Here is a 19,084-nt window from a genome sequence, read left to right as displayed (position 1 = left end):
TCCCACGACAATATCGTCGACCTCTGCTGCGAGGCGTGGAACAAACTCATAGATCAGCCTTGGCGCATTATGACCATCGGCCATCGTAAATGGGCCAGTGAGTTGTGATCAATGCAGGTTGGTATAAATACTCTTTTACGAGTACTTGCGGAGAAAATGTCTCCACAGGACCAATTCATCCTCTCCTATGACGAGGCTGTTTCACCGAAAAAAGTTGCGTATTTTAAAAAGCTGGTTGATCGTAAGCTAAAATGTAATCCGTCAATTTGTTTGGAATTAAGCTCCAAGTCTAATTGATCGTCTCATTAGGGTGACAGTGCACTCAATTATAGCAAGCTGCGCATCACGGTTTTAAGCCAGCCTCAAGTGCACTGTCACCGTAATTGACCGTAATTGCTGTCACCGTAATTGCACTGCGCCCCATATCCGGCATAAGTGGTCCTGACCCTAGAAAAGGACCGCCACGATCTCCCAAACTGATGCCCAACATTGGATAGAGCCACATGCGCATGGCATTTATGTCAAGCCAGCGGATATGTGGATTGACCCGTCGCGCCCCGCCGAACGTGCTTTGGTGACGCACGGCCATGCCGACCATGCGCGCAGCGGGCATAAGGCGGTCTGGGCGACGCCAGAGACGCTGGCAATCATGGCGCTGCGTTATGGCACCGAAATGGGCACGCCAATGCCTTATGGCGATGGTTTTGAGGCAAATGGGGTGAAGATTAGCTTTCACCCCGCTGGGCATGTTCTGGGGTCAGCGCAGATCCTGCTGGAGCATGCAGGCGAGCGCGTGATTGTCACGGGCGACTATAAACGCCGTTTTGACCCCACTTGTGCGCCGTTTGAAGCGGTGGCTTGCGATGTCCTGATCACGGAAGCAACTTTTGGTCTGCCTGTGTTTACGCATCCGCCCATTGCGGGGGAAATCGCCAAATTGCTGGCGGCGCGTGAGGCCAATTTGGATGGCTGTATTGTTGTGGGGGCCTATGCCTTGGGCAAGGCGCAGCGGGTGATCGCGGAATTGCGGCGCGCGGGCTATTACGCGCCGATTTACATTCATGGCGCGATGCAGAAAATGTGCGACCTATATGCGGCGCATGATGTCCCTTTGGGTGAACTCATACTGGCGACGGGCCTTGCCAAGGCAGAGATGAAAGGCGCGATTGTCATTGCGCCGCCATCGGCGTTGAATGATCGATGGGCCCAGCGTCTGCCCGACCCGATAACCGCCATGGCATCGGGATGGATGCGGGTGCGGCAACGTGCGCGACAACGTAATGTGGAACTGCCTTTAGTCATTTCGGATCATGCCGATTGGAACGAGCTGACCGACACATTGTTGGAGCTTCGGCCCACAGAAACATGGATCACCCATGGCCGCACCGATGCGCTTGGGCGCTGGTGTGAACTGCACCAATTGAAGGCACGCGCGCTCGATCTGGTTGGCCGCGAAGAGGAGGATGAGAGCTGATGCAGGCTTTCTCCGGGTTGATCGACGGGCTGATCTACACACGCTCGCGCGACCAAAAGGTCCGGTTGATCGCCGATTATCTGCGCGATACGCCGGATCCAGATCGTGGCTGGGCATTGGCCGCGCTGGCTGGCACGCTTAGCATTGCGACAGTGAAATCGGCGGCGATCCGCAATATGGCCGAGGAACGCTTTGACCCCATGCTGTTCCGCATGAGCCGCGATTATGTGGGGGATACGGCAGAGACAGTCGCGTTGATGTGGCCGGACGTTCATGCTGATGTTGCCGCGCCAACGGTTTCGGAGGTTATTGACCTGCTCAACAGCGCAAGCCGCGCGCGTGCGCCGATATTGCTGGCGGAACTGATGGACAGGCTGGATGCCAATGGCCGTTATGCGCTGCTGAAACTGGCAACAGGCGGCATGCGCGTTGGCATATCGGCGCGGCTGGCCAAAACCGCCTTTGGGCAGGCCTTTGGCCTGTCCGTGGATGATGTTGAAGAGGTCTGGCACGCGCTTCGTCCGCCTTATGCCGAGTTGTTTGCGTGGGGCGAGGGCAAGTCCGCGCGTCCCGACCCTGCCGACAGCGCGTTTTTCCGGCCCTTCATGCTCGCGCATCCGTTGGAAGATGGAAATGTGGATCTGGAAGATTTCGTGGCCGAATGGAAATGGGATGGCATCCGTATCCAGATTGCGTCAACCGGCGGTGAGACGCGGTTATTCAGCCGGGGCGGCGATGAAGTGACGGCAGCCTTTCCGGAAATCGCCGCCGCCTTCACCGGCATTGGCGTGGTCGATGGCGAATTATTGGTGCGCGGCGATGTGCAAGGGGGGGAGGCGGCCAGTTTCAATGCGCTGCAACAGCGCCTTGGACGCAAAAATGTGACCGCCGCGATGCAGGCAGAATATCCAGTGTTCGTGCGGCTATACGACATTTTGTTCGACGGGGCGGAGGATCTACGCAGCCAGCCTTGGAGCGCGCGGCGGGAGCGGCTGGAATATTTCGCGGCTAGTCTCGAGCCGGTTCGGTTCGACCTGTCCGCGACCATCGCGGCGCGCGATTTTGACCATCTTGCGGAAATACGCGCAGGTGCGCGTGAAGCTGCGATTGAAGGCGTCATGCTCAAGCGGCGCGATTCGCCTTATTTGGCAGGCCGCAAGGTCGGCCTTTGGTACAAATGGAAACGCGAACCGCTCGTCGCCGATTGCGTGATGATGTATGCGCAGCGCGGGAGCGGGAAACGCTCGTCTTTTTATTCGGATTATACCTTTGGCTGCTGGACGCCCGACGGCACCTTATTGCCCGTGGGCAAGGCCTATTCCGGGTTCAGCGATGCGGAACTGAAATGGCTGGACCGTTTCGTGCGCAACAACACGGTTGCGCGCTTTGGCCCCGTGCGCGAGGTGGAGAAGTCATTGGTGCTTGAGGTCGCGTTTGACGCGGTGCACGAATCCAAGCGGCATAAATCGGGCATAGCGATGCGTTTTCCGCGCATATCCCGCCTGCGCCGTGATAAGCCAGCGGATGAGGCAGACACTATTGCCGCCTTACGCGCTATGATTGGTTAGAGGAATGCCCTGACATCGGCCATGAAGCGGTCGAACTGGTCATGGTGCAACCAATGGCCGGCATTTTCATATTCCACGACCTTTGCCGTCGGGAAATGCGCGATGCGGCCGTCCTTTTCGGGGTTGGAGGCCCAGCTATTGGCGCCATACATCATCAACATCGGGCAGGTGATCGACTGCCAAATGGCCAACAAATCCTCACGCGGCATATCGAAGATCGCCCAGATATTGAGGTAATTGTCAAATTTCCAGCTCCAGCTGCCATCCTCGTTGCGGCTGATGCCATGCACCGTCAAATGCCGCGCTTGTTCGTCGGTCAGATAGCTGTTTTCGGCCTTCATCCGTTCATACGCGGCTTCGATATTGGGGTAACGCTTTGGCGTGCGACCGGCGGCGTTGCGTTTATCCTCTATCCACTGGCGGAAACGGGTTTGAATACCGATGGCATCGCGCTCAGCCTGCATCTTTGGCGACAGGCCCAGTCCTTCAATATTTACCATCTTGCGGACATTATCTGGAAAGAGGCCAGCATAGCGGGTCGTGATATTGCCGCCCATGGAATGCGCGATGATGCTGACGGGGGCAAGGTTCAATTGATGGATCAACTGCGCCAAGTCGTACACGAACGCAGACATTTCATAATTGCCATCGGGCGACCAAGCGCTATCGCCATGGCCTCTCAAGTCGGGTGCAATGATATGCCAGTCGTGGCGCAATTCCTCGGCCACCCAATCCCAGCTACGTGCATGATCGCGGCCACCATGGACCAAGAGCAAGGGCGGTGCGTCGGGGTTGCCCCAGTCGACATAATTTAGCCGAAGGCGTTGGGAAATAAAGCTGTTGGTGATGGGGCCATGCAAAGTCATTCTGCGGCTAGTAATTGTTCTGCGCCCCCAAGGTCAACCGATACCAGTCGGCTGATACCCTGTTCAATCATCGTCACGCCAAACAAACGGTGCATCCGGCTCATCGTCACGGCATTGTGGGTGACGATGAGGTATCGCGTCTCGGTCTCTTGCGTCATCGCGTCCAGCAAGTCGCAAAAGCGTTCGATATTGGCGTCATCCAAAGGCGCGTCGACTTCGTCGAGGACGCAAATCGGGGCGGGGTTGGTGAGGAACAAACCAAAGATAAGCGCAACAGCCGTCAGCGCCTGTTCGCCGCCCGACAACAAAGTCAGCGACTGCAATTTCTTGCCTGGCGGTTGCGCGAAAATTTCAAGACCAGCCTCCAACGGATCATCGCTGTCGATCAACGCCAGATGTGCTTGGCCGCCATTGAACAGGGTCGAAAACAGGCGACGGAAATGGCCGTCAACGGCCTCAAAAGCCGTCAGCAGCCGCGCGCGGCCCTCGCGATTTAGACTGCCGATGGAACCGCGCAAGCGGTTGATGGCGAGGGTAAGCTCTTCGCTTTCGGCAAGGCCACTGCCTTGCTGCAATTCCAGTTCGGCCAGTTCGTCGGCGGCAATCAGGTTGACGGGTCCAATGCGCTCGCGTTCGTTTTGTAGGCGGTCGAGGCGGTTTGATTCCAAGCCCGCATCGTCCATCGCATCTTCATCAAAGTTCAGTTTTTCGGGCAGGACAGGTGGCGGGCATTCGAACCTTTCGCCCGAAATCCGGCCCATTTCGACGCGGCGCTGTTCCTGATTTTCGGCACGGGCTTCCGCGCCTGCGCGGGCTTCGCGGGCAACAGATAGCATCTCGGCGGCGACCGACAATTCGCGTTCAAGTGCGCGCAACGTTGTTTCATGCGCCGTTTCGGCGGTTTGCAGGCCAGTGAGCTTCTCGGCCAATTGCTCTTTGTCTGCCCGCAAAGTAGCGATGTCGCGGGCCAGTATTTCCGGCCTTCCCGCCATTTCTGCTTGCTCATTAGAGATGGCGGCGCTGCGCGTGTTCATTTCGGCGATCCGGCGTTCGGCTTCGCCGGCGCGTTCCTGCCAGCTGCGAATCTCGACCATCGTCACGGCGCGGTGCTCGCGGCTTTGCGCTATGCGTTGTTCCAGCCCCGACAGGTCCGCCTGATTGCGCGCCAACAGGTCGCGGGTGGCCTCATGTGCCGCAGCGAGATTTTGGACGCGGGCGGCATGATGCGACCCGTCGGGCAGGGCATGAAGTGCTGCGTCGGCGGTTGTGCGCTCCGCTTGCGCCTCGGCCAGATCTTGCTCGGCGGCTGCCATTCGGTCGCCAAGCGCGGCCTTTGCAGATTTTAGGCGCGTCAACGCGTCTTCGGCTTGATCGACTGCGCGCAATGCTTGGCGCAACTGGCCTTCTTTGGCGACACGCGCCGCCGCAGCCGTGCGGACTGCGTCCTGCGCCGCTTCAATCTTATCCGTCATCTGCAAAATGCTTTGTGCCTGCGCATCGAGCGCGGCTTGGGCAGGTGCGATGAGCATATCCAATTCGGCCAAACGGTTGCCGCGGACCAATTGTTCTGCAATCGTCGCGCCGTCGCCATCGGTTGCAAAGCCGTCCCAGCGGCGCAGCCCGCCTGCCAGCGTCACCAGACGTTCGCCGGGCGCGAGTGCTTGGCCATCATCCGTTTCGGTCACGCGCACCATAGACAATCGCGCCGCAAGCTCCGGCGGTGCGTCGACAAAATGAATGAGGGCGGTGTCGGCGACGGTGCCAAGCGCAGCCGCCCCGCCCAGCCAGCGGCGACCCGTCTCGCCGCCAATGCGCGCGTCCGCATCTTCACCCAGTGCAGCGGCCAAAGCGCGTTCATAGCCTGGCTTCACCGATATGCGGTCGATGGCCTTATTGCCTTGCCCTTTGGTTAAGGAACGTTGCAGCGCGCTCTGTTCGGTCAATAACGCGGCGAGTTCAGCCTTGGCACTTGCGATTGCGACTTGGGCAAGGTCGCGGGCGGAGATTAAAGCAGCGCGCTGCGCTTCGGCGGCTTCATGCGCATAGCTGTCTGCTTGCAATTGTGTCTGCAAGCTTTGGACGTCCGCATCGGCTTGGTTTTTGGATGCGGCATATTCCGCCTCATTCCCCAAAGCATCTCGTTCCGATGTCATCCGCGCGCAAGCCTGTTCGGCCCGAACTACGCGCGTTGTTGCTGCCGCCAGCGCGGCATTGGCCACGCGCAATTCGGCGTCCGCGCGCGCTTGTTCGGCCGACGCATTGGCCAATGCTATTTCGCTCTCCCGCGCTTGCCGTTCGGCATTTTCCGCCGTGCGCAGCAAAGCAGGGCGCTCCTCCTCTTGCGTTTTAATCTGCTCGGCCAGCTTGAAGCTTTCTGCCTGCAATCGGGCAAGCGCATCTGCCGCATCATGCGTCAGCTTGCCTTCACGTGCGCCATCTTCGGCCATGCGCGCCGCTTGCGCTGCAAGGTCGGATTGGCGCTGGATTATCCGTTCATGTTCGCCCGTTAGTTGCACGAGCTTGTTCGACAGATCACTGGCCGCATCGCGCGCCGCCATCGCCAGTGCCCGCGCATCGGCAAGCTGTTGCACAGCCTCTTGTTGCTTTTCGGTCAGGACGCGCTGAGCGACGGCGGCGTCCTCGACCGTCTTTGCCGCTATATTGGCCTCGGCGCGTGCGGCATCTGCTGCTGCCTTGGCCTCAAGCCAGCGGACAAAGATCAATCGGGCTTCTGCCTGCAAAATGTCTTTGGTCAATGTGCGATAACGTTCGGCTTGCTTTGCTTGGCGGCGTAACTGGCTCGCGCGGGCGTCCATATCGGCAAGGATGGTCGCCAGCCGCGCCAAATTGCTCTCTGCCGCGCGCAGCTTTTGCTCGGCATCTTTGCGCCGGACGTGCAGGCCAGCGATGCCAGCCGCCTCCTCCAGCATCTGCCGGCGTTCCTGCGGTTTGGCCGAGATGATTGCGCCAATACGCCCTTGGCTCACCAAAGCAGGGGAATGTGCGCCCGTTGCGGCGTCGGCGAAGATCAGCGCGACATCCTTGGCGCGCACATCGCGGCCATTGGACCGATAAGCGGAGCCCGCTCCGCGCTCAATCCGGCGGGTGACTTCCAATTCTTCGTCTGCGTCACTGTCGCCGCCTTCGTCGCTGCGTTCGGCCATAATCGTGACCTCAGCAAAATCGCGCGGCGGGCGTGATGCGGTTCCGGCAAAGATCACATCTTCCATGCCAGCGCCGCGCATCGATTTGGCGCTGCTTTCGCCCATCACCCAACGGATGGCTTCCAACAAGTTGGATTTGCCGCAGCCATTTGGCCCGACAATGCCGGTCAGCCCGCTCTCAATCCGCAGTTCAGCAGGCTCGACAAAGCTTTTGAAGCCGACAAGTTTCAGCTTCTTTATCCGCAAGGGGCGAACCCCGTTGCGGCTAAAGCAATGTCATGGCTCCCCCAAGCCATGTTTAGCGTGCGCCGGCCTCGACCAGCTTGCCCTTCACTTGCACCCATGAACTGGCGTCCAGCTTCGCACCGTTCAGCAAGAAGAATGGCGTGCCAGACACATTGTCTTCCTTCGTCCCGCGCTCGGTTGTTTTGATCAGCGCATCAATCGCGGCCCTGTCCGTCAAACACGCTTTGGCTTGGTCTTCGCTAATGCCCCGTGATTTTACAAATTCGATCAGGCCCAATCGCGTGGCAAGCAAAGTCGAGATTTGTTCAGGCGACATTTTCTGCATCGCTTGCTGGTCCGCCTCAGTCACCGTGCTAATTTTGCTAAGCCATGACGCCTGTTCGGCATACAGCTGGTCGGTCAGCGGGAAGAACGCCTCTGGCCCGCTGCACTGCGCCAAAAGGAAGCCGGGAATGTCTTGAATACCGCGCACGAGAAATGGCCGGAACTCCATCGAGACAGTGCCGTCATTAACCAGCTTGTGCAATTCCTCGGTCGACTGCATCGAAAATTGCGCGCAGCCGGGGCAGGTGATTGAACCATATTCCACCAGCTTCAATTTTGCATTGGGGTTGCCCATTTGATAGCCACCAAAGTCGGTTTTGGTGACAACATCGACCCACGCTTGATCGGCAGGGGCCGCAACCTTGGCAAGCGGTTCACCCTTGGGTGCGCCAGCCGTATCTGCCCCGCCACAAGCAGCAAGGGCCATGGCGGCGGCAGTTGTCAAAATGAATGTCTTGATACGCATAGGATATCCTTCTGTCTGGAATCTCGGCTTACTTCATTGCCGCCTGTAATTCAGCAACGTTATGAATATGGTCCTGCAAAACGCCATTGACCAAAAATGCTGGCGTGCCGCGCACACCAAGCGCGGAGCCTGCTTCTGTCATACCAATGATGAAATTCAACGCCGCTTTGTCGGCCAGGCAAGTTTTGGCCTGCGCTGGCGTGATCCCGCGTTGTTGCATGATGGGGCCAAGGCCGATTTCATCAAAGGTGCTGACCATGAACCCTGTATAATCTTGCGCTTTCAATTTGTCGCGCGTGGCGGCGCTGATGTTTTTGGTTTTGCCAGACCAGATGGCCTGAGTCGCCAGCAAGTGCCGCTGATTACCGAAGAACTTTGCCTTACCGCCGCAGCGCGCCAGCATGGCCGCAGTCAGATCGACGGGATTGAGTACCATGTTGCGAATTTCGAGGCTGGCCTTGCCCGTGGCTACAAATTGCGTTTTGAACGCGGGTGCTTCTTTCATTTCAAAATCTGCACAATGGCCGCAGGTATAGCTCAAATATTCGACGACTTTGTTTGGTGCAGCCGGGTTGCCAAGAATATGCGCGCCCTTGTCGGTGACCGTAACCGTCGACAGCCATTTGCTTGGCGCAGGCGCGGCAACGGTCGCGGTCGACAGCGCCATTACGCCCACCAAAACTGCGCCGAGATATTTTTTCATATGCGACATATGGTTGGACCTTATATTTCGAAATTTCACTTGCGCATTTGCTGTCACTCGCCGCCTTTGGCAAGGCTTTTTGCGAGGCTTTCGAGCACGGCGAACAGTTCAGGATCGCCAATCTCGCGCAAGGAATCGCCCAATTCCATCGGCACAGGTTTCAGCATGGGCGCGGCGGTTGGCTGGCGTAGCTTTGGCTTGGCGACGGGGCCTTGGCGGACCTTGATCCGCGCCACGGCCCCATAACCAAAAAAGCGGTTCACACGTTCGATGATTTCGGGAAGCACATGCTGGATCATAGTCGCGTGCGCGCCTTCCACCGTGAGTTCCAGCGTGCCGTCGGATTTCTTACCAATCGGAAAGCGGATCGCCTCCGGCGCGGACACAGCGGCATAACGTGCGCCGACGATTTCATCCCAACGGCTTACGACAGAGCTTTGCACGAAGCCAAATTTTCGAAATGCGGCGCGGCCGATATCGGGCATGAGCGACGATACCGATTTTGCCTCGCCACCGCGCGGGCGCTGAAATGTTTTGGGCGTCAGCGCCTTTTTGGTGCCTTTTGGCGGTGGTGGTGACTTGCCTTTGTCCATCCCCTCATCCATGCCATTTTTCATGTCCGCCGTCCAACACGCCACCCATAAATCTGGGGATATCGCCGCGCGCTTGCTGGCGCATTATGACGTGCACGCGCGGACGCTGCCGTGGCGCGCGCCGCCGGATCAGGGATTTGCCAACCCGTATCATGTGTGGCTGTCCGAAATCATGTTGCAGCAGACAACGGTCGCTGCGGTGGGGGCCTATTTCCAAAAGTTTACGCACATCTGGCCCGACTTTGCGGCGCTGGCGGCGGCGCAGGATGCGGATGTCATGGCGGCATGGGCTGGCCTTGGCTATTATGCCCGTGCGCGCAATTTGCTGAAATGTGCGCGCGTGGTCGTGGCGGAATATGACGGTCGTTTGCCGCAGACCGAGGCGGAATTACTGAAGTTGCCCGGTATTGGCCCTTATACGGCCGCCGCGATCGCCGCGATTGCGTTCGGGCAAAGGGCGGTTGTCGTCGATGCCAATGTCGAACGGGTCGTGTCGCGGTTGTTTGCGATTTCGACGCCTTTGCCGCAGTCAAAACCCCTTATTCGCGCGGCGACGGACAGCATTACGCCCGATGGCCGCGCTGGCGACTTTGCACAAGCGATGATGGATTTAGGGGCGGGCATATGTTCGGTGCGCGCGCCATCTTGTCCGGCTTGCCCCCTTGCCTTTGCCTGCGATGCCAAATATTTGGGCAATCCCGAAGTTTACCCTGCCAAAACGCCCAAGGCCGCCAAAGCACAGCGCACAGGGAATGTGTATTGGATCGAGCGGGATGGACATGTCTGGCTGGTGCGCCGCAGCGACAAAGGCCTTTTGGCGGGCATGCGCGCTTTGCCAGATGACCAATGGACGGCGCGACTGGATGGCCATGGGACGCCCCCTGCACCTGCCAATTGGCAAAAATTGTCACTGCAAGTGTCACATGTTTTCACGCATTTTTCGCTTCTGCTCGACATTGCCGTTACGTCATGGCCAGCAGGCGCAGACGACCCCGAAGACGGCGAATGGTGGCCATTAAAATCGCTCGACAAGGCTGGTCTGCCGACCCTATTCAGAAAAGCATCAGAGGCGGCGATGCACGCAGGAGAGAGAATATGAACACGCAGGATAGCGGTCAGGCCATGATTGGTCGGCGCGGGTTTTTGACATGGGGCGGCCAATTGGCAGCAGCAGGCGCCATAAGCGCATTTGTGCCTGCGCGCGCTTGGGCACAAGCGGCCGATTTATATCCGACCATCCGGACGCAGTTTGAAAGCTATGTCTCGTCGGGCAAGCTCCCCGGTGTTCTCGCCACCATTGGTCGTGCGGCCGGGATGCCCGATGTCGTCGCCATAGGCACGCAAGGGCTGGGCGAAACGACGCCGGTGAATATCGACACATTGTGGCGCATTTATTCGATGACAAAGCCTGTCACCGGCATTGCCGCGATGATCCTTGTCGACGAAGGCAAGATGAAGCTGGATCAGCCGATTGCCGACTTCTTACCGGAATTTGCCAATATGACCGTGCTGACCGACCCAGACAAAAGCCTGGACGCGGTGCCAGCCAAGACGCAGATCACATTGCGGCATTTGCTGACCCATACGGCTGGCTTAGGCTATTCGATTGTCACCAAAGGCCCATTGCTGAAGGCCTATCTGGATAATGGCATTACGCCGGGCATCGTCAGCCGCTTTCCCATTCCGGGCCAGCCGACAAGCGCGCCGACCCCTGATCTCAAGACATTTTCCGAACGGCTTGCAAAGCAACCGTTGATTGCCGAGCCGGGCACGAAATGGAGCTATTCCATCTCGCTCGATTTGCTGGGCCGTGTGATTGAAGTCGCGAGCGGCATGGATTTTGAGGCGTTTTTGCAAACGCGCATTTTTGAACCGCTGAAGATGACGAGCAGCTATTTCCAAGTGCCTAAGTCGGAAACCAAGCGCTTTGTATCCAATTACGCGCCTGTGAACGGCATCTTGTTCCCCATCGATCCCGCATCGACGAGCATTTATCTCGACAAGCCAGCCTTTGCCTTTGGCGGTGCTGGCATGGTGACGTCGGCGCGCGATTATGACCGGTTCCTCAACATGCTCGCCAATTATGGTGAGTTGGATGGCGTCCGTGTGATGTCAACGGCGACCGCCAAACTTGCCATGTCCGATTTACTACCATCGGCGGTTTCAACCGACGGCACCTATGCCGACGGCGCTGGCTTTGGTGCGGGTGGCCGCGTCGGTAAGGGCGCGAATGACGGTGTGTTCGGCTGGGGCGGCGCGGCTGGCACTGTGGCTTTTGTCGACCCAAGACGCAAATTGCGCGCCGTTTGCATGGCGCAATATATGCCAAGCAGTGCCTATCCGTTCCATCAAGACTTCGCCAAATGGGTCCTGAAGGACTTGGGCCTGCCAGCTTGATGCGGTGCTGATCCGATGATGGCTCCAGGTTTTACAGGCTCCCCGCTCGACCGCGCGGACCGCATCCGCAATGATATAGAGGCTTATGGCCTGCTGCTGGGCGACTGGCGCGCGCGGGTGTTGGGCCTTGACGGGCTTGATCCGCGCGTCACCGATGCAGGCGAATTGCACTGGCATTCTTTGGCGGAGCTGGATGGGTCGGAGGAGCTTATCCTGCTTGGCCTGTCCGACGGTAAGCCGCATTTTGTGGCCGTGGTTGATGCGACGGGCGATGCGTTTCGTTCGCCTGCTATCTGGCGCGCTTTGTCGACGCTGCCTGCGGGGGATGCTGCGATCTATGGCACGGCGCGCAGCCTGATCGAATGGCATAATGGCCATCGTTTCTGCGGACGCTGCGGCGCGGCGACGGTGCTGTTTCGCGCAGGCTGGGGCCGCAAATGCGGCAATTGCCAAAAGGAACATTTTCCGCGCACTGACCCTGTGGTCATCATGCTCGCCGAATTTGAAGGCAAGGCTTTGGTCGGGCGGCAGAACCGTTTCCCGCCCGGCAATTATTCGGCGCTGGCGGGCTTTTTGGAGCCCGGCGAATGCATTGAAGAGGCGGTCCGCCGTGAAATCCATGAAGAAGCCGGCGTAACCTGCGGCGCGGTGCGTTATGTCACCAGCCAGCCCTGGCCCTTTGGCGGATCGCAATTGATGATTGCGTGCACCGCCGATGCCCTTGGGGACGCACTCACGCTCGACACGGACGAGATTGAAGATGCGATGTGGGTGACCAAAGAGGAGGCGATTGCCGCTTTGAAGGGCGACGCCGACCGCCGTTTCAACGCGCCGCCACCCTTTGCCATCGCGCATAGCCTGCTGCGCCATTGGGTGTCGCAATAATGGCTGAGGCCGTGCCGCTACGCATCGACATCGTCTCCGACGTGGTATGCCCATGGTGCATCATTGGCCTGAAGCAAGTGGAGCAGGCGCTGACGCTTGTCAGCCAAGACATTGCTGCCGAAACTTACTGGCATCCGTTCGAACTGAACCCGAACATGCCGCCCGAAGGCGAAGATACTGCCGAGCATATCGCGCGCAAATATGGCAGCACGCCCGAACAAAGCCGTGCGAACCGGAACAGGCTGTCCGACATCGGCAACAATGTCGGCTTTGCGTTTAATTATGGCGACGGCATGCGCATTTATAACACGTTCAACGCGCATAAATTGTTGACCATATTTGGCAGCGAGCGCGGATGGCGCGCGCAGACCGCGTTGAAAATGGCGTTGTTCACGGCCTATTTTCAGGGCCGCCGCGATGTCAGCGACACCGACGTCTTGTGCGACATTGCCGAGGCGCAAGGCATGGACCGCGATGTGGCTTTGGCATGGATCAATGATGCCGCGCTCACGACCAGCGTACGGGCAGAAATGGCGCATTGGGCCGACCAGAATATCACTGGCGTTCCTGCAATCATCTTCGACCAAAAATATATGGTCCCCGGCGCCCAAAGCGCCGAGACCTTTGCCGATGTGATTAACAAGGTGTTGGCGAAGCGGGCGGCGGGTTAAGTGGTCCTGACCCTAAACCAAACCCATTTTCATCAATTCATTCAACATCTTCGGCGACATTTCGTCGCGGCCATCGGTTTCTACTGAGCCGAGATCCGGCGGGGCGTTGGCTTCTTCGAGATAGCGCCAGCCCTGATGTGCGCGCTTGGGTGTCGAGCGGACGGTGATGAGCTGGGGGTGAATGCGGATCCAATGCCGACCAGCACCATTTTCCATAAAGCCGATGATCGGGCTTCTACCGATGATCGTGTGCGTGTGAATCCAATAGAGCGAACCACCCGCCATTTCTGCGACGCGCTTGGGCAAATAGCGGGTGGTAATCCGCACTTCGCCGTCTTGGGCATATGCCGCAAGCCGTTCGCGCAGATGCTGCGGGCTTTGCGCGCCAAAGGCGATTTTGGTCATGTTCAAGGGCATAAGGATTATGTGCGACCTGCGCGGCTAACCAGCAAGGCCGCTGAAGACCGCAAGGCCCAGAAAGATGAGAAAACCCATCGAATCGGTAATCATGGTGACAAAGATGGAGCTTGAAACCGCCGGGTCCTGATCGAGCCGGTCCAGCAGCACCGGAATGGCGACGCCGGACAATCCAGCCAGCGAAATGTTGCACAATATTGCCGCCGCAATGACACTCGCGAGCAACCAGTTGCTGAAAATCAGGCCAGCGCCAAGACCGGCAATAACCGCAACAGTAGCACCAATGAGCAGCGCCACGCGGATTTCGCGCCAAATCGAGCGCATAGTGTTGGATTGGGTCAGCTGATTGGTGGCGAGCGCGCGTACCGTCACGGCCAAAGTCTGCGTCCCTGCATTGCCGCCTATCGACGCGACGATGGGCATCAGAACCGCGAGCGCGACCATCGTTTCAATCGCCGCGCCAAATTGCGCAATGATGAAACTTGCGACCATCGCCGTGCCCAAATTGGCAATCAGCCAGCGGACGCGCGCCTTATAGCTGTCCGAAATCGGCTCGTTAATGTCGCCTTCGCCTGCACCCGACAGCCGCAGGATATCTTCGTCGGCCTCTTCCTGCACAATATGGACAATGTCATCGGCGGTGATGACACCCACCAACCGGCCAGAACCATCGACAACAGCCGCGGAAATCAGGGCATATTTCTGGAAACGTAACGCGACCTCTTCCTGATCCATATCGACCGGAATGAGCGTTTGTTCATGCATCATGATTTCGCTGACCGGCACCTTGCGCTGGCTGCGCATGATCCAGCTCAATTTGCATGTGCCAACGGGCTTATGCTGCGGATCGACGACGAAAACTTCCCAGAATTCGGTGGTCAGGTCTTGGCGATCGCGCAGATAGTCGATGAGCTGACCCACGGTCATATGTTCCGGCACCGCGACCAATTCGCGCTGCATGATACGGCCTGCGGATTCGTCGGGATATGACAACGCATCTTCAATGACGGCGCGGTCTTCGGGGGCCAGCTCGGCCAAAACGGCTTGCTGGTCCTCTTCCTCCATATCCTCGATAATCGCAACCGCGTCATCGGTATCCAACTGTCCGGCAAGCCCCGCCACTTGGGACGCAGGCAGGGCGTCGATAATATCCTCACGGACATAATCATTCACTTCGGCCAGCACTTCGGCGCTCATCAGGTCGCCAAGACTGATGGCGAGTACGCCGCGCCGTTCGGATGGCGTCAGTTCGAGAAGGTCGGCAATGTCGGCTTCGTGCAGGGGTTCAACAAGCCGGTAAACTTCGTCGAGGTCGCCGTCGTCAACAGCGTCGAGAACGCGGTCGACATAATCGCGCGTCAGGCGATTGTCTTCGTCCAGCGTTTCCATGATTTCGGGGTCAATGATGGCCGGGTTGGCGATGTCGCTGGTCAATTGCGGGCCTCCCGTTTTTCCATCTGAGACGTTATAGTAAGAATTCGCCCCTCCTAAGCAGGCGGTGTCAAAAAGCAATGATTTTGGCTTTGCACCTATGCGATGCATCCCCTAGGGCGGCCATCATCCATTTTAAAAGCCTGAAGGAATATCAATATGGCCGATGAAACACTTACCCTTTCGCTCGACAACGGCGACGTTGTTATCAAGCTGCGCCCTGATCTGGCGCCCAACCACGTAGCCCGCATCACCGAACTTGCCGGTGAAGGCTTTTACGACGGCGTGAAGTTTCACCGCGTCATCCCTGGCTTCATGGCGCAGGGCGGTTGCCCCAATGGCACCGGCATGGGCGGATCGTCGAAGCCAAATCTGAAGCAGGAATTTAACGCAGAACCGCATGTGCGCGGCGTTTGCTCCATGGCGCGGACCAATGATCCGAACACTGCCAATAGCCAGTTTTTCATCTGCTTTGACGATGCCAGCTTTTTGGACCGTCAATACACCGTCTGGGGTCAAGTGATCAGCGGTATGGAGCATATTGACGCCTTGCCAAAGGGTGAGCCACCTGCGAACCCTGGCGTAATCCGCAAGGCGACCGTAGCTTAACAATAAGCTTGGAATCAAAAACGCGCGGGAGGCTTATTGGCTTCCCGCGCGTTTTATTTGCTTACAAATGGGGCAGTGATTAGTCGTTGCCGCCCTGTGCGGCCTCAGGCGGACGCATCGCGGCCATTGCGGCTTTCAATTCGTCCATTGAAATCTTGTCGTCCTTATCGGCATCGATATTCGCGAAATATTGCACCAACGGGCCTTGCGCCTCGTCTCTGGCAATGAAGCCGTCCTTATTGGCATCGAGAAACGCGAAAATCTGCTCTGCCTGTGGTCCGCCACTGCTTGGCGGAGGCGGTGGTGCATCTTGCGCCATCAAAGCGGGTGAAAGCAGGAGTGCCGACAAAGCGGCGAATGATTTGAGCATATTTTATCCTTTGAACTATGGAATGTCGTTGATGGTCAGCGCAAGCTGAACATGCCCTTTACTACCGTAAAACAATGGCCTGACAACCAAACTTTGTCATTCTCTAGCTGGCAACCCAAATAGCCGCCGCGCGCCGATGCCTGATAGGCGGTGAAGCTGTCGCGGCCGAGCACTGATGCCCAATAAGGCGCGATGACCGCATGGGCGCTGCCGGTGACGCTGTCTTCATCTACGCCTGCACCGGGTACGAATACGCGGCTGACGATGTCGGTGTCGTCGCCGCGTGCCGTGGCGGTGAAGCTGTCATCGCCCAAGGTCGCCAGCGCCTTCATATCTGGCTTTAGCGCCAATATTTCGGCTGCGGTGGCATAGACGAACATATTATAGCTGTCGGGGTTGCTGCGCATCGACAAAGGCTTGCCACCCATCGCCGCCATCATCTCCGCATTGTCGACTTGCCGTGTGGGAATGGCGGGCAGGGCGACGGCATAAGCATCGCCTTGGCGGCGCACTTCCAATATCCCCGCCTTGCGCGTGCGGAATGTTACGCGGTCGAGCGCAGGGTTTTGGCTTAAAATGACATAGCCGCTTGCCAATGTCGCATGACCGCACAGGCGAATTTCAACGGCTGGTGTAAACCAGCGCAGTTCATAATCCGCCGCGCCCGTTGCGTCGGGCACATAAAAGGCGGTTTCTGCGAAATTATTTTCCTCCGCAATTGCCTGAAGCACTGCGTCATCCAAATATTCAGTCAGCGGCATAACGGCGGCCTGATTGCCCGTGAAGGGACGGTCCGCGAAAGCATCTACATGGTAATAAGGCAGTTCAGTCGTCATGTTTCTCGCCACGTTCTATGGTTTGCGCCGGGATATAACCCATTTCATCCTTATGCCCTTCGGGGTCAGGGTGAATCAGGACTTCGACGCCCGGAAATGCGTCCATCAATGCTTGTTCCACCTCATCCATGATGCGGTGTGCCGCTGCTACGGTCATATTCGGGTCGACCCAGACATGGAATTGGCAGAAATCATGTGCGCCGCTGGAACGGGTGCGCATATCGTGAATGCCGCGCAATTCAGGATGGCGCAGCGCGACATCAATGAAACGCTGGCGTTTCTCCTCCGGCCATTCGCGGTCCAGCAATTGGTCGAGCGCCAAACGTGCGGCGCGATAGGCGCCCCATGATAGCCATAAGGCAATCGCAATGCCGAATAAGGGATCTGCCCCGCGCACATTCAGCATAGTGTCGAGCAGTATCGCCACGATCACCGCCACGTTGAGCAACAAGTCGCTTTGATAATGCACATGGTCGGCTTGAATCGCCACCGATCCGGTTTTGCGGACCACTTGCCGTTGATAGGCCAGCAAGGCCAGAGTTGCGACGATGGCAATGACCGAAACGCCAATGCCATATTCGGGGTGGGCGGTCTGTTCCTGCGCGCCTAAGCGCACGATGGCGCGCCATGCTATCAATATGGCCGATACGGTAATCAACACGACCTGAAGCAGCGCAGAAAGCGCCTCTGCTTTGCCATGGCCGAACCGGTGATCATCATCGGCGGGCATGGCGGCATAACGGACGCTGAATAATGTCAGCACCGATGCCAAAACGTCAAAGCCGGTATCCGCCAATGAGGCCAATAAGGCGACTGAGCCGGTTTCGGTTGCCGCAAATATCTTCAGCGCCAACAGAAACAGCGCTACCGATACGCTGGCTATGGCCGCGCGCTTGGTTAAATCGCCATGCGCAATATGATGGTGATTATGCCCATGGCCTAATGTCATGGGTACAGCATGCCAGTGGTCCAGCCATTGTCATCCCGTTCATACAGCCAGCGTTCGTGCAGGCGGAATTCGCGGTCTTGCCAAAATTCGATACGGTTCGGGCTGACCATCCATCCCGACCAATGCGGCGGGCGCGGGACGTCTTGACCTTCAAAACGGGCCTCTATTTCGGCAAATCGTGCTTCAAAGGTCGCGCGGTCGGCAAGCGGGCGGGATTGGTCAGATGCCCATGCGCCAAGTTGGGAATTGCGTGAGCGGGTGGCGAAATAGGCATCAGCGGTCGCATCATCGACCGGACTGGCCGCACCCTCAATCCGGATTTGCCGTCGCAAGGATTTCCAATGAAACAGCAAAGCGACATTCTTATTATCGAACAATTGCATGGCCTTGCGGCTTTCGAAATTGGTGTAGAACACAAATCCGCCATGCGTGCCAAGATCGCGGCCATGGCCTTTTAACAGCACCATCCGCACCGACGGCTGGCCATTGGCCCCTGTGGTGGCCAATGCCATGGCATTGGAGTCATTTATTTCGCTCGTCCGCGCTTCGGCAAACCAGTCGTCGAACAGGCTATAGGGATCAGGACTTTCCATAATCCACCGATAGGCTAGACTGATGCGGGTTAAAAGGGGCTAGACGGTAAAATGAACTGGGACATGATATTTGGGTTCGCCAATGCATGGGCTTTGCTTGGCTGGGTGATTTTGGCGTTTGCGCCGAAACGCGAGATTATTGTGCCTTTAGTGTTTTTTGCAGGCTCGGTCTTTCTGGCATGCCTTTATGCGGGCCTGATAATCCCGTTGATGGCAGGCTGGATTTCGGATGGTGGGCCTTTGGGCCGTCCGCCAGCAGATTTTACGACTTTGGCGGGCATAATGGCGCTGTTCGACTCGCCTGGCGGCGCAACGATTGGCTGGATCCATTATTTGGCCTTTGACCTGTTCGTCGGCATCTGGATTGCGCGTAACGCCGACGCGCATAAAATATCACGCTGGCTGCAGGCCCCGATATTGTTTTTTACCTTGATGGCAGGGCCGATTGGCTTGCTGCTCTATCTTCTGCTACGCCAATTAAAGGGTGAAAAACCCAATAATGCAGTGCTTCCAAGTTGAATC

Annotated in this window: 19 protein-coding genes; 8 read left to right on the top strand and 11 right to left on the bottom strand. The window is 57.7% G+C overall.

The genetic code is table 11. From position 1 onward, the window contains the following. The first annotated feature begins 466 nt into the window (after positions 1-466). Positions 467-1,474 (top strand): ligase-associated DNA damage response exonuclease, encoded by a 1,008-nt coding sequence (locus ACILP3_RS00715; RefSeq protein WP_395614764.1) that lies wholly within the window; start codon positions 467-469, stop codon positions 1,472-1,474. After that, entirely contained in the window at positions 1,474-3,042 is a 1,569-nt protein-coding gene (locus tag ACILP3_RS00710) for a cisplatin damage response ATP-dependent DNA ligase (protein ID WP_395614755.1), read from the top strand. Before ACILP3_RS00715 ends, ACILP3_RS00710 begins: the two co-directional genes overlap by 1 nt. Here the strand turns inward: ACILP3_RS00710 and ACILP3_RS00705 are convergent. The 5 genes from ACILP3_RS00705 to ACILP3_RS00685 are packed head-to-tail and all read right to left on the bottom strand — an operon-like array spanning position 3,039 to position 9,428. Next, positions 3,039-3,908: an alpha/beta fold hydrolase gene (locus tag ACILP3_RS00705; protein WP_395614754.1), complete on the bottom strand. Its 870-nt coding sequence runs from the start codon at positions 3,906-3,908 to the stop codon at positions 3,039-3,041. The two genes, ACILP3_RS00710 and ACILP3_RS00705, sit on opposite strands and share 4 nt — an antisense overlap. After that, complete coding sequence (locus ACILP3_RS00700; RefSeq protein ID WP_395614753.1) at positions 3,905-7,318, bottom strand: chromosome segregation SMC family protein; 3,414 nt, start codon at positions 7,316-7,318, stop codon at positions 3,905-3,907. The genes ACILP3_RS00705 and ACILP3_RS00700 overlap by 4 nt, the downstream gene beginning before the upstream one ends. A 52-nt stretch (positions 7,319-7,370) precedes the next feature. After that, positions 7,371-8,108, bottom strand: a complete 738-nt coding sequence (locus tag ACILP3_RS00695; RefSeq protein ID WP_395614752.1) for a DsbA family protein — start codon at positions 8,106-8,108, stop codon at positions 7,371-7,373. A gap of 28 nt (positions 8,109-8,136) precedes the next feature. Further along, positions 8,137-8,811, bottom strand: coding sequence for a thioredoxin domain-containing protein (locus tag ACILP3_RS00690; RefSeq protein ID WP_395614751.1), 675 nt, complete (start codon positions 8,809-8,811; stop codon positions 8,137-8,139). A gap of 53 nt (positions 8,812-8,864) precedes the next feature. Beyond that, on the bottom strand, positions 8,865-9,428 hold the full coding sequence (locus tag ACILP3_RS00685) for a DUF721 domain-containing protein (protein ID WP_395614750.1): 564 nt from the start codon (positions 9,426-9,428) through the stop codon (positions 8,865-8,867). On the opposite strand from ACILP3_RS00685, the gene ACILP3_RS00680 reads away from it, so the two are divergent. From ACILP3_RS00680 to ACILP3_RS00665, 4 genes are read left to right on the top strand one after another with little or no spacing between them, the layout of a single operon-like run. Then, positions 9,427-10,503 (top strand): A/G-specific adenine glycosylase, encoded by a 1,077-nt coding sequence (locus ACILP3_RS00680; protein WP_395614749.1) that lies wholly within the window; start codon positions 9,427-9,429, stop codon positions 10,501-10,503. The genes ACILP3_RS00685 and ACILP3_RS00680 overlap by 2 nt on opposite strands. Next, on the top strand, positions 10,500-11,801 hold the full coding sequence (locus ACILP3_RS00675; protein WP_395614748.1) for a serine hydrolase domain-containing protein: 1,302 nt from the start codon (positions 10,500-10,502) through the stop codon (positions 11,799-11,801). Before ACILP3_RS00680 ends, ACILP3_RS00675 begins: the two co-directional genes overlap by 4 nt. Before the next feature lie 15 nt (positions 11,802-11,816). Continuing rightward, positions 11,817-12,686, top strand: coding sequence for an NAD(+) diphosphatase (gene nudC / locus ACILP3_RS00670; protein WP_395614747.1), 870 nt, complete (start codon positions 11,817-11,819; stop codon positions 12,684-12,686). Further along, positions 12,686-13,357 (top strand): DsbA family oxidoreductase, encoded by a 672-nt coding sequence (locus ACILP3_RS00665; RefSeq protein WP_395614746.1) that lies wholly within the window; start codon positions 12,686-12,688, stop codon positions 13,355-13,357. Before nudC ends, ACILP3_RS00665 begins: the two co-directional genes overlap by 1 nt. 12 nt (positions 13,358-13,369) lie before the next feature. On the opposite strand, the gene ACILP3_RS00660 is transcribed toward ACILP3_RS00665, so the two are convergent. After that, complete coding sequence (locus tag ACILP3_RS00660) at positions 13,370-13,774, bottom strand: DUF1489 family protein (protein WP_395614745.1); 405 nt, start codon at positions 13,772-13,774, stop codon at positions 13,370-13,372. A gap of 24 nt (positions 13,775-13,798) precedes the next feature. Continuing rightward, positions 13,799-15,163 (bottom strand): magnesium transporter, encoded by a 1,365-nt coding sequence (gene mgtE / locus ACILP3_RS00655; protein ID WP_395614763.1) that lies wholly within the window; start codon positions 15,161-15,163, stop codon positions 13,799-13,801. 201 nt (positions 15,164-15,364) lie between these two features. On the opposite strand from mgtE, the gene ACILP3_RS00650 reads away from it, so the two are divergent. Then, a complete protein-coding gene (locus ACILP3_RS00650; RefSeq protein ID WP_395614744.1) occupies positions 15,365-15,814 on the top strand; it encodes a peptidylprolyl isomerase in 450 nt (149 codons plus the stop codon). 79 nt (positions 15,815-15,893) lie between these two features. On the opposite strand, the gene ACILP3_RS00645 is transcribed toward ACILP3_RS00650, so the two are convergent. The 4 genes from ACILP3_RS00645 to pdxH are packed head-to-tail and all read right to left on the bottom strand — an operon-like array spanning position 15,894 to position 18,562. Beyond that, positions 15,894-16,184, bottom strand: a complete 291-nt coding sequence (locus ACILP3_RS00645) for a hypothetical protein (RefSeq protein WP_395614743.1) — start codon at positions 16,182-16,184, stop codon at positions 15,894-15,896. Between the two features lie 35 nt (positions 16,185-16,219). Continuing rightward, on the bottom strand, positions 16,220-17,020 hold the full coding sequence (locus tag ACILP3_RS00640) for a PhzF family phenazine biosynthesis protein (RefSeq protein WP_395614742.1): 801 nt from the start codon (positions 17,018-17,020) through the stop codon (positions 16,220-16,222). After that, entirely contained in the window at positions 17,010-17,969 is a 960-nt protein-coding gene (locus ACILP3_RS00635) for a cation diffusion facilitator family transporter (RefSeq protein ID WP_395614741.1), read from the bottom strand. Before ACILP3_RS00635 ends, ACILP3_RS00640 begins: the two co-directional genes overlap by 11 nt. Further along, positions 17,966-18,562: a pyridoxamine 5'-phosphate oxidase gene (gene pdxH, locus ACILP3_RS00630; protein WP_395614740.1), complete on the bottom strand. Its 597-nt coding sequence runs from the start codon at positions 18,560-18,562 to the stop codon at positions 17,966-17,968. The genes ACILP3_RS00635 and pdxH overlap by 4 nt, the downstream gene beginning before the upstream one ends. A 51-nt stretch (positions 18,563-18,613) precedes the next feature. On the opposite strand from pdxH, the gene ACILP3_RS00625 reads away from it, so the two are divergent. Beyond that, positions 18,614-19,081, top strand: coding sequence for an ABA4-like family protein (locus ACILP3_RS00625; protein ID WP_395614739.1), 468 nt, complete (start codon positions 18,614-18,616; stop codon positions 19,079-19,081). Positions 19,082-19,084 lie beyond the last annotated feature (3 nt).

The sequence above is a fragment of the Sphingorhabdus sp. genome, assembly GCF_044239665.1.
GTDB lineage: Bacteria > Pseudomonadota > Alphaproteobacteria > Sphingomonadales > Sphingomonadaceae > Sphingorhabdus_B.
The sequence above is the reverse complement of the archived record's forward strand: the minus strand, read 5'-3'. Positions and strand labels throughout refer to the sequence as shown.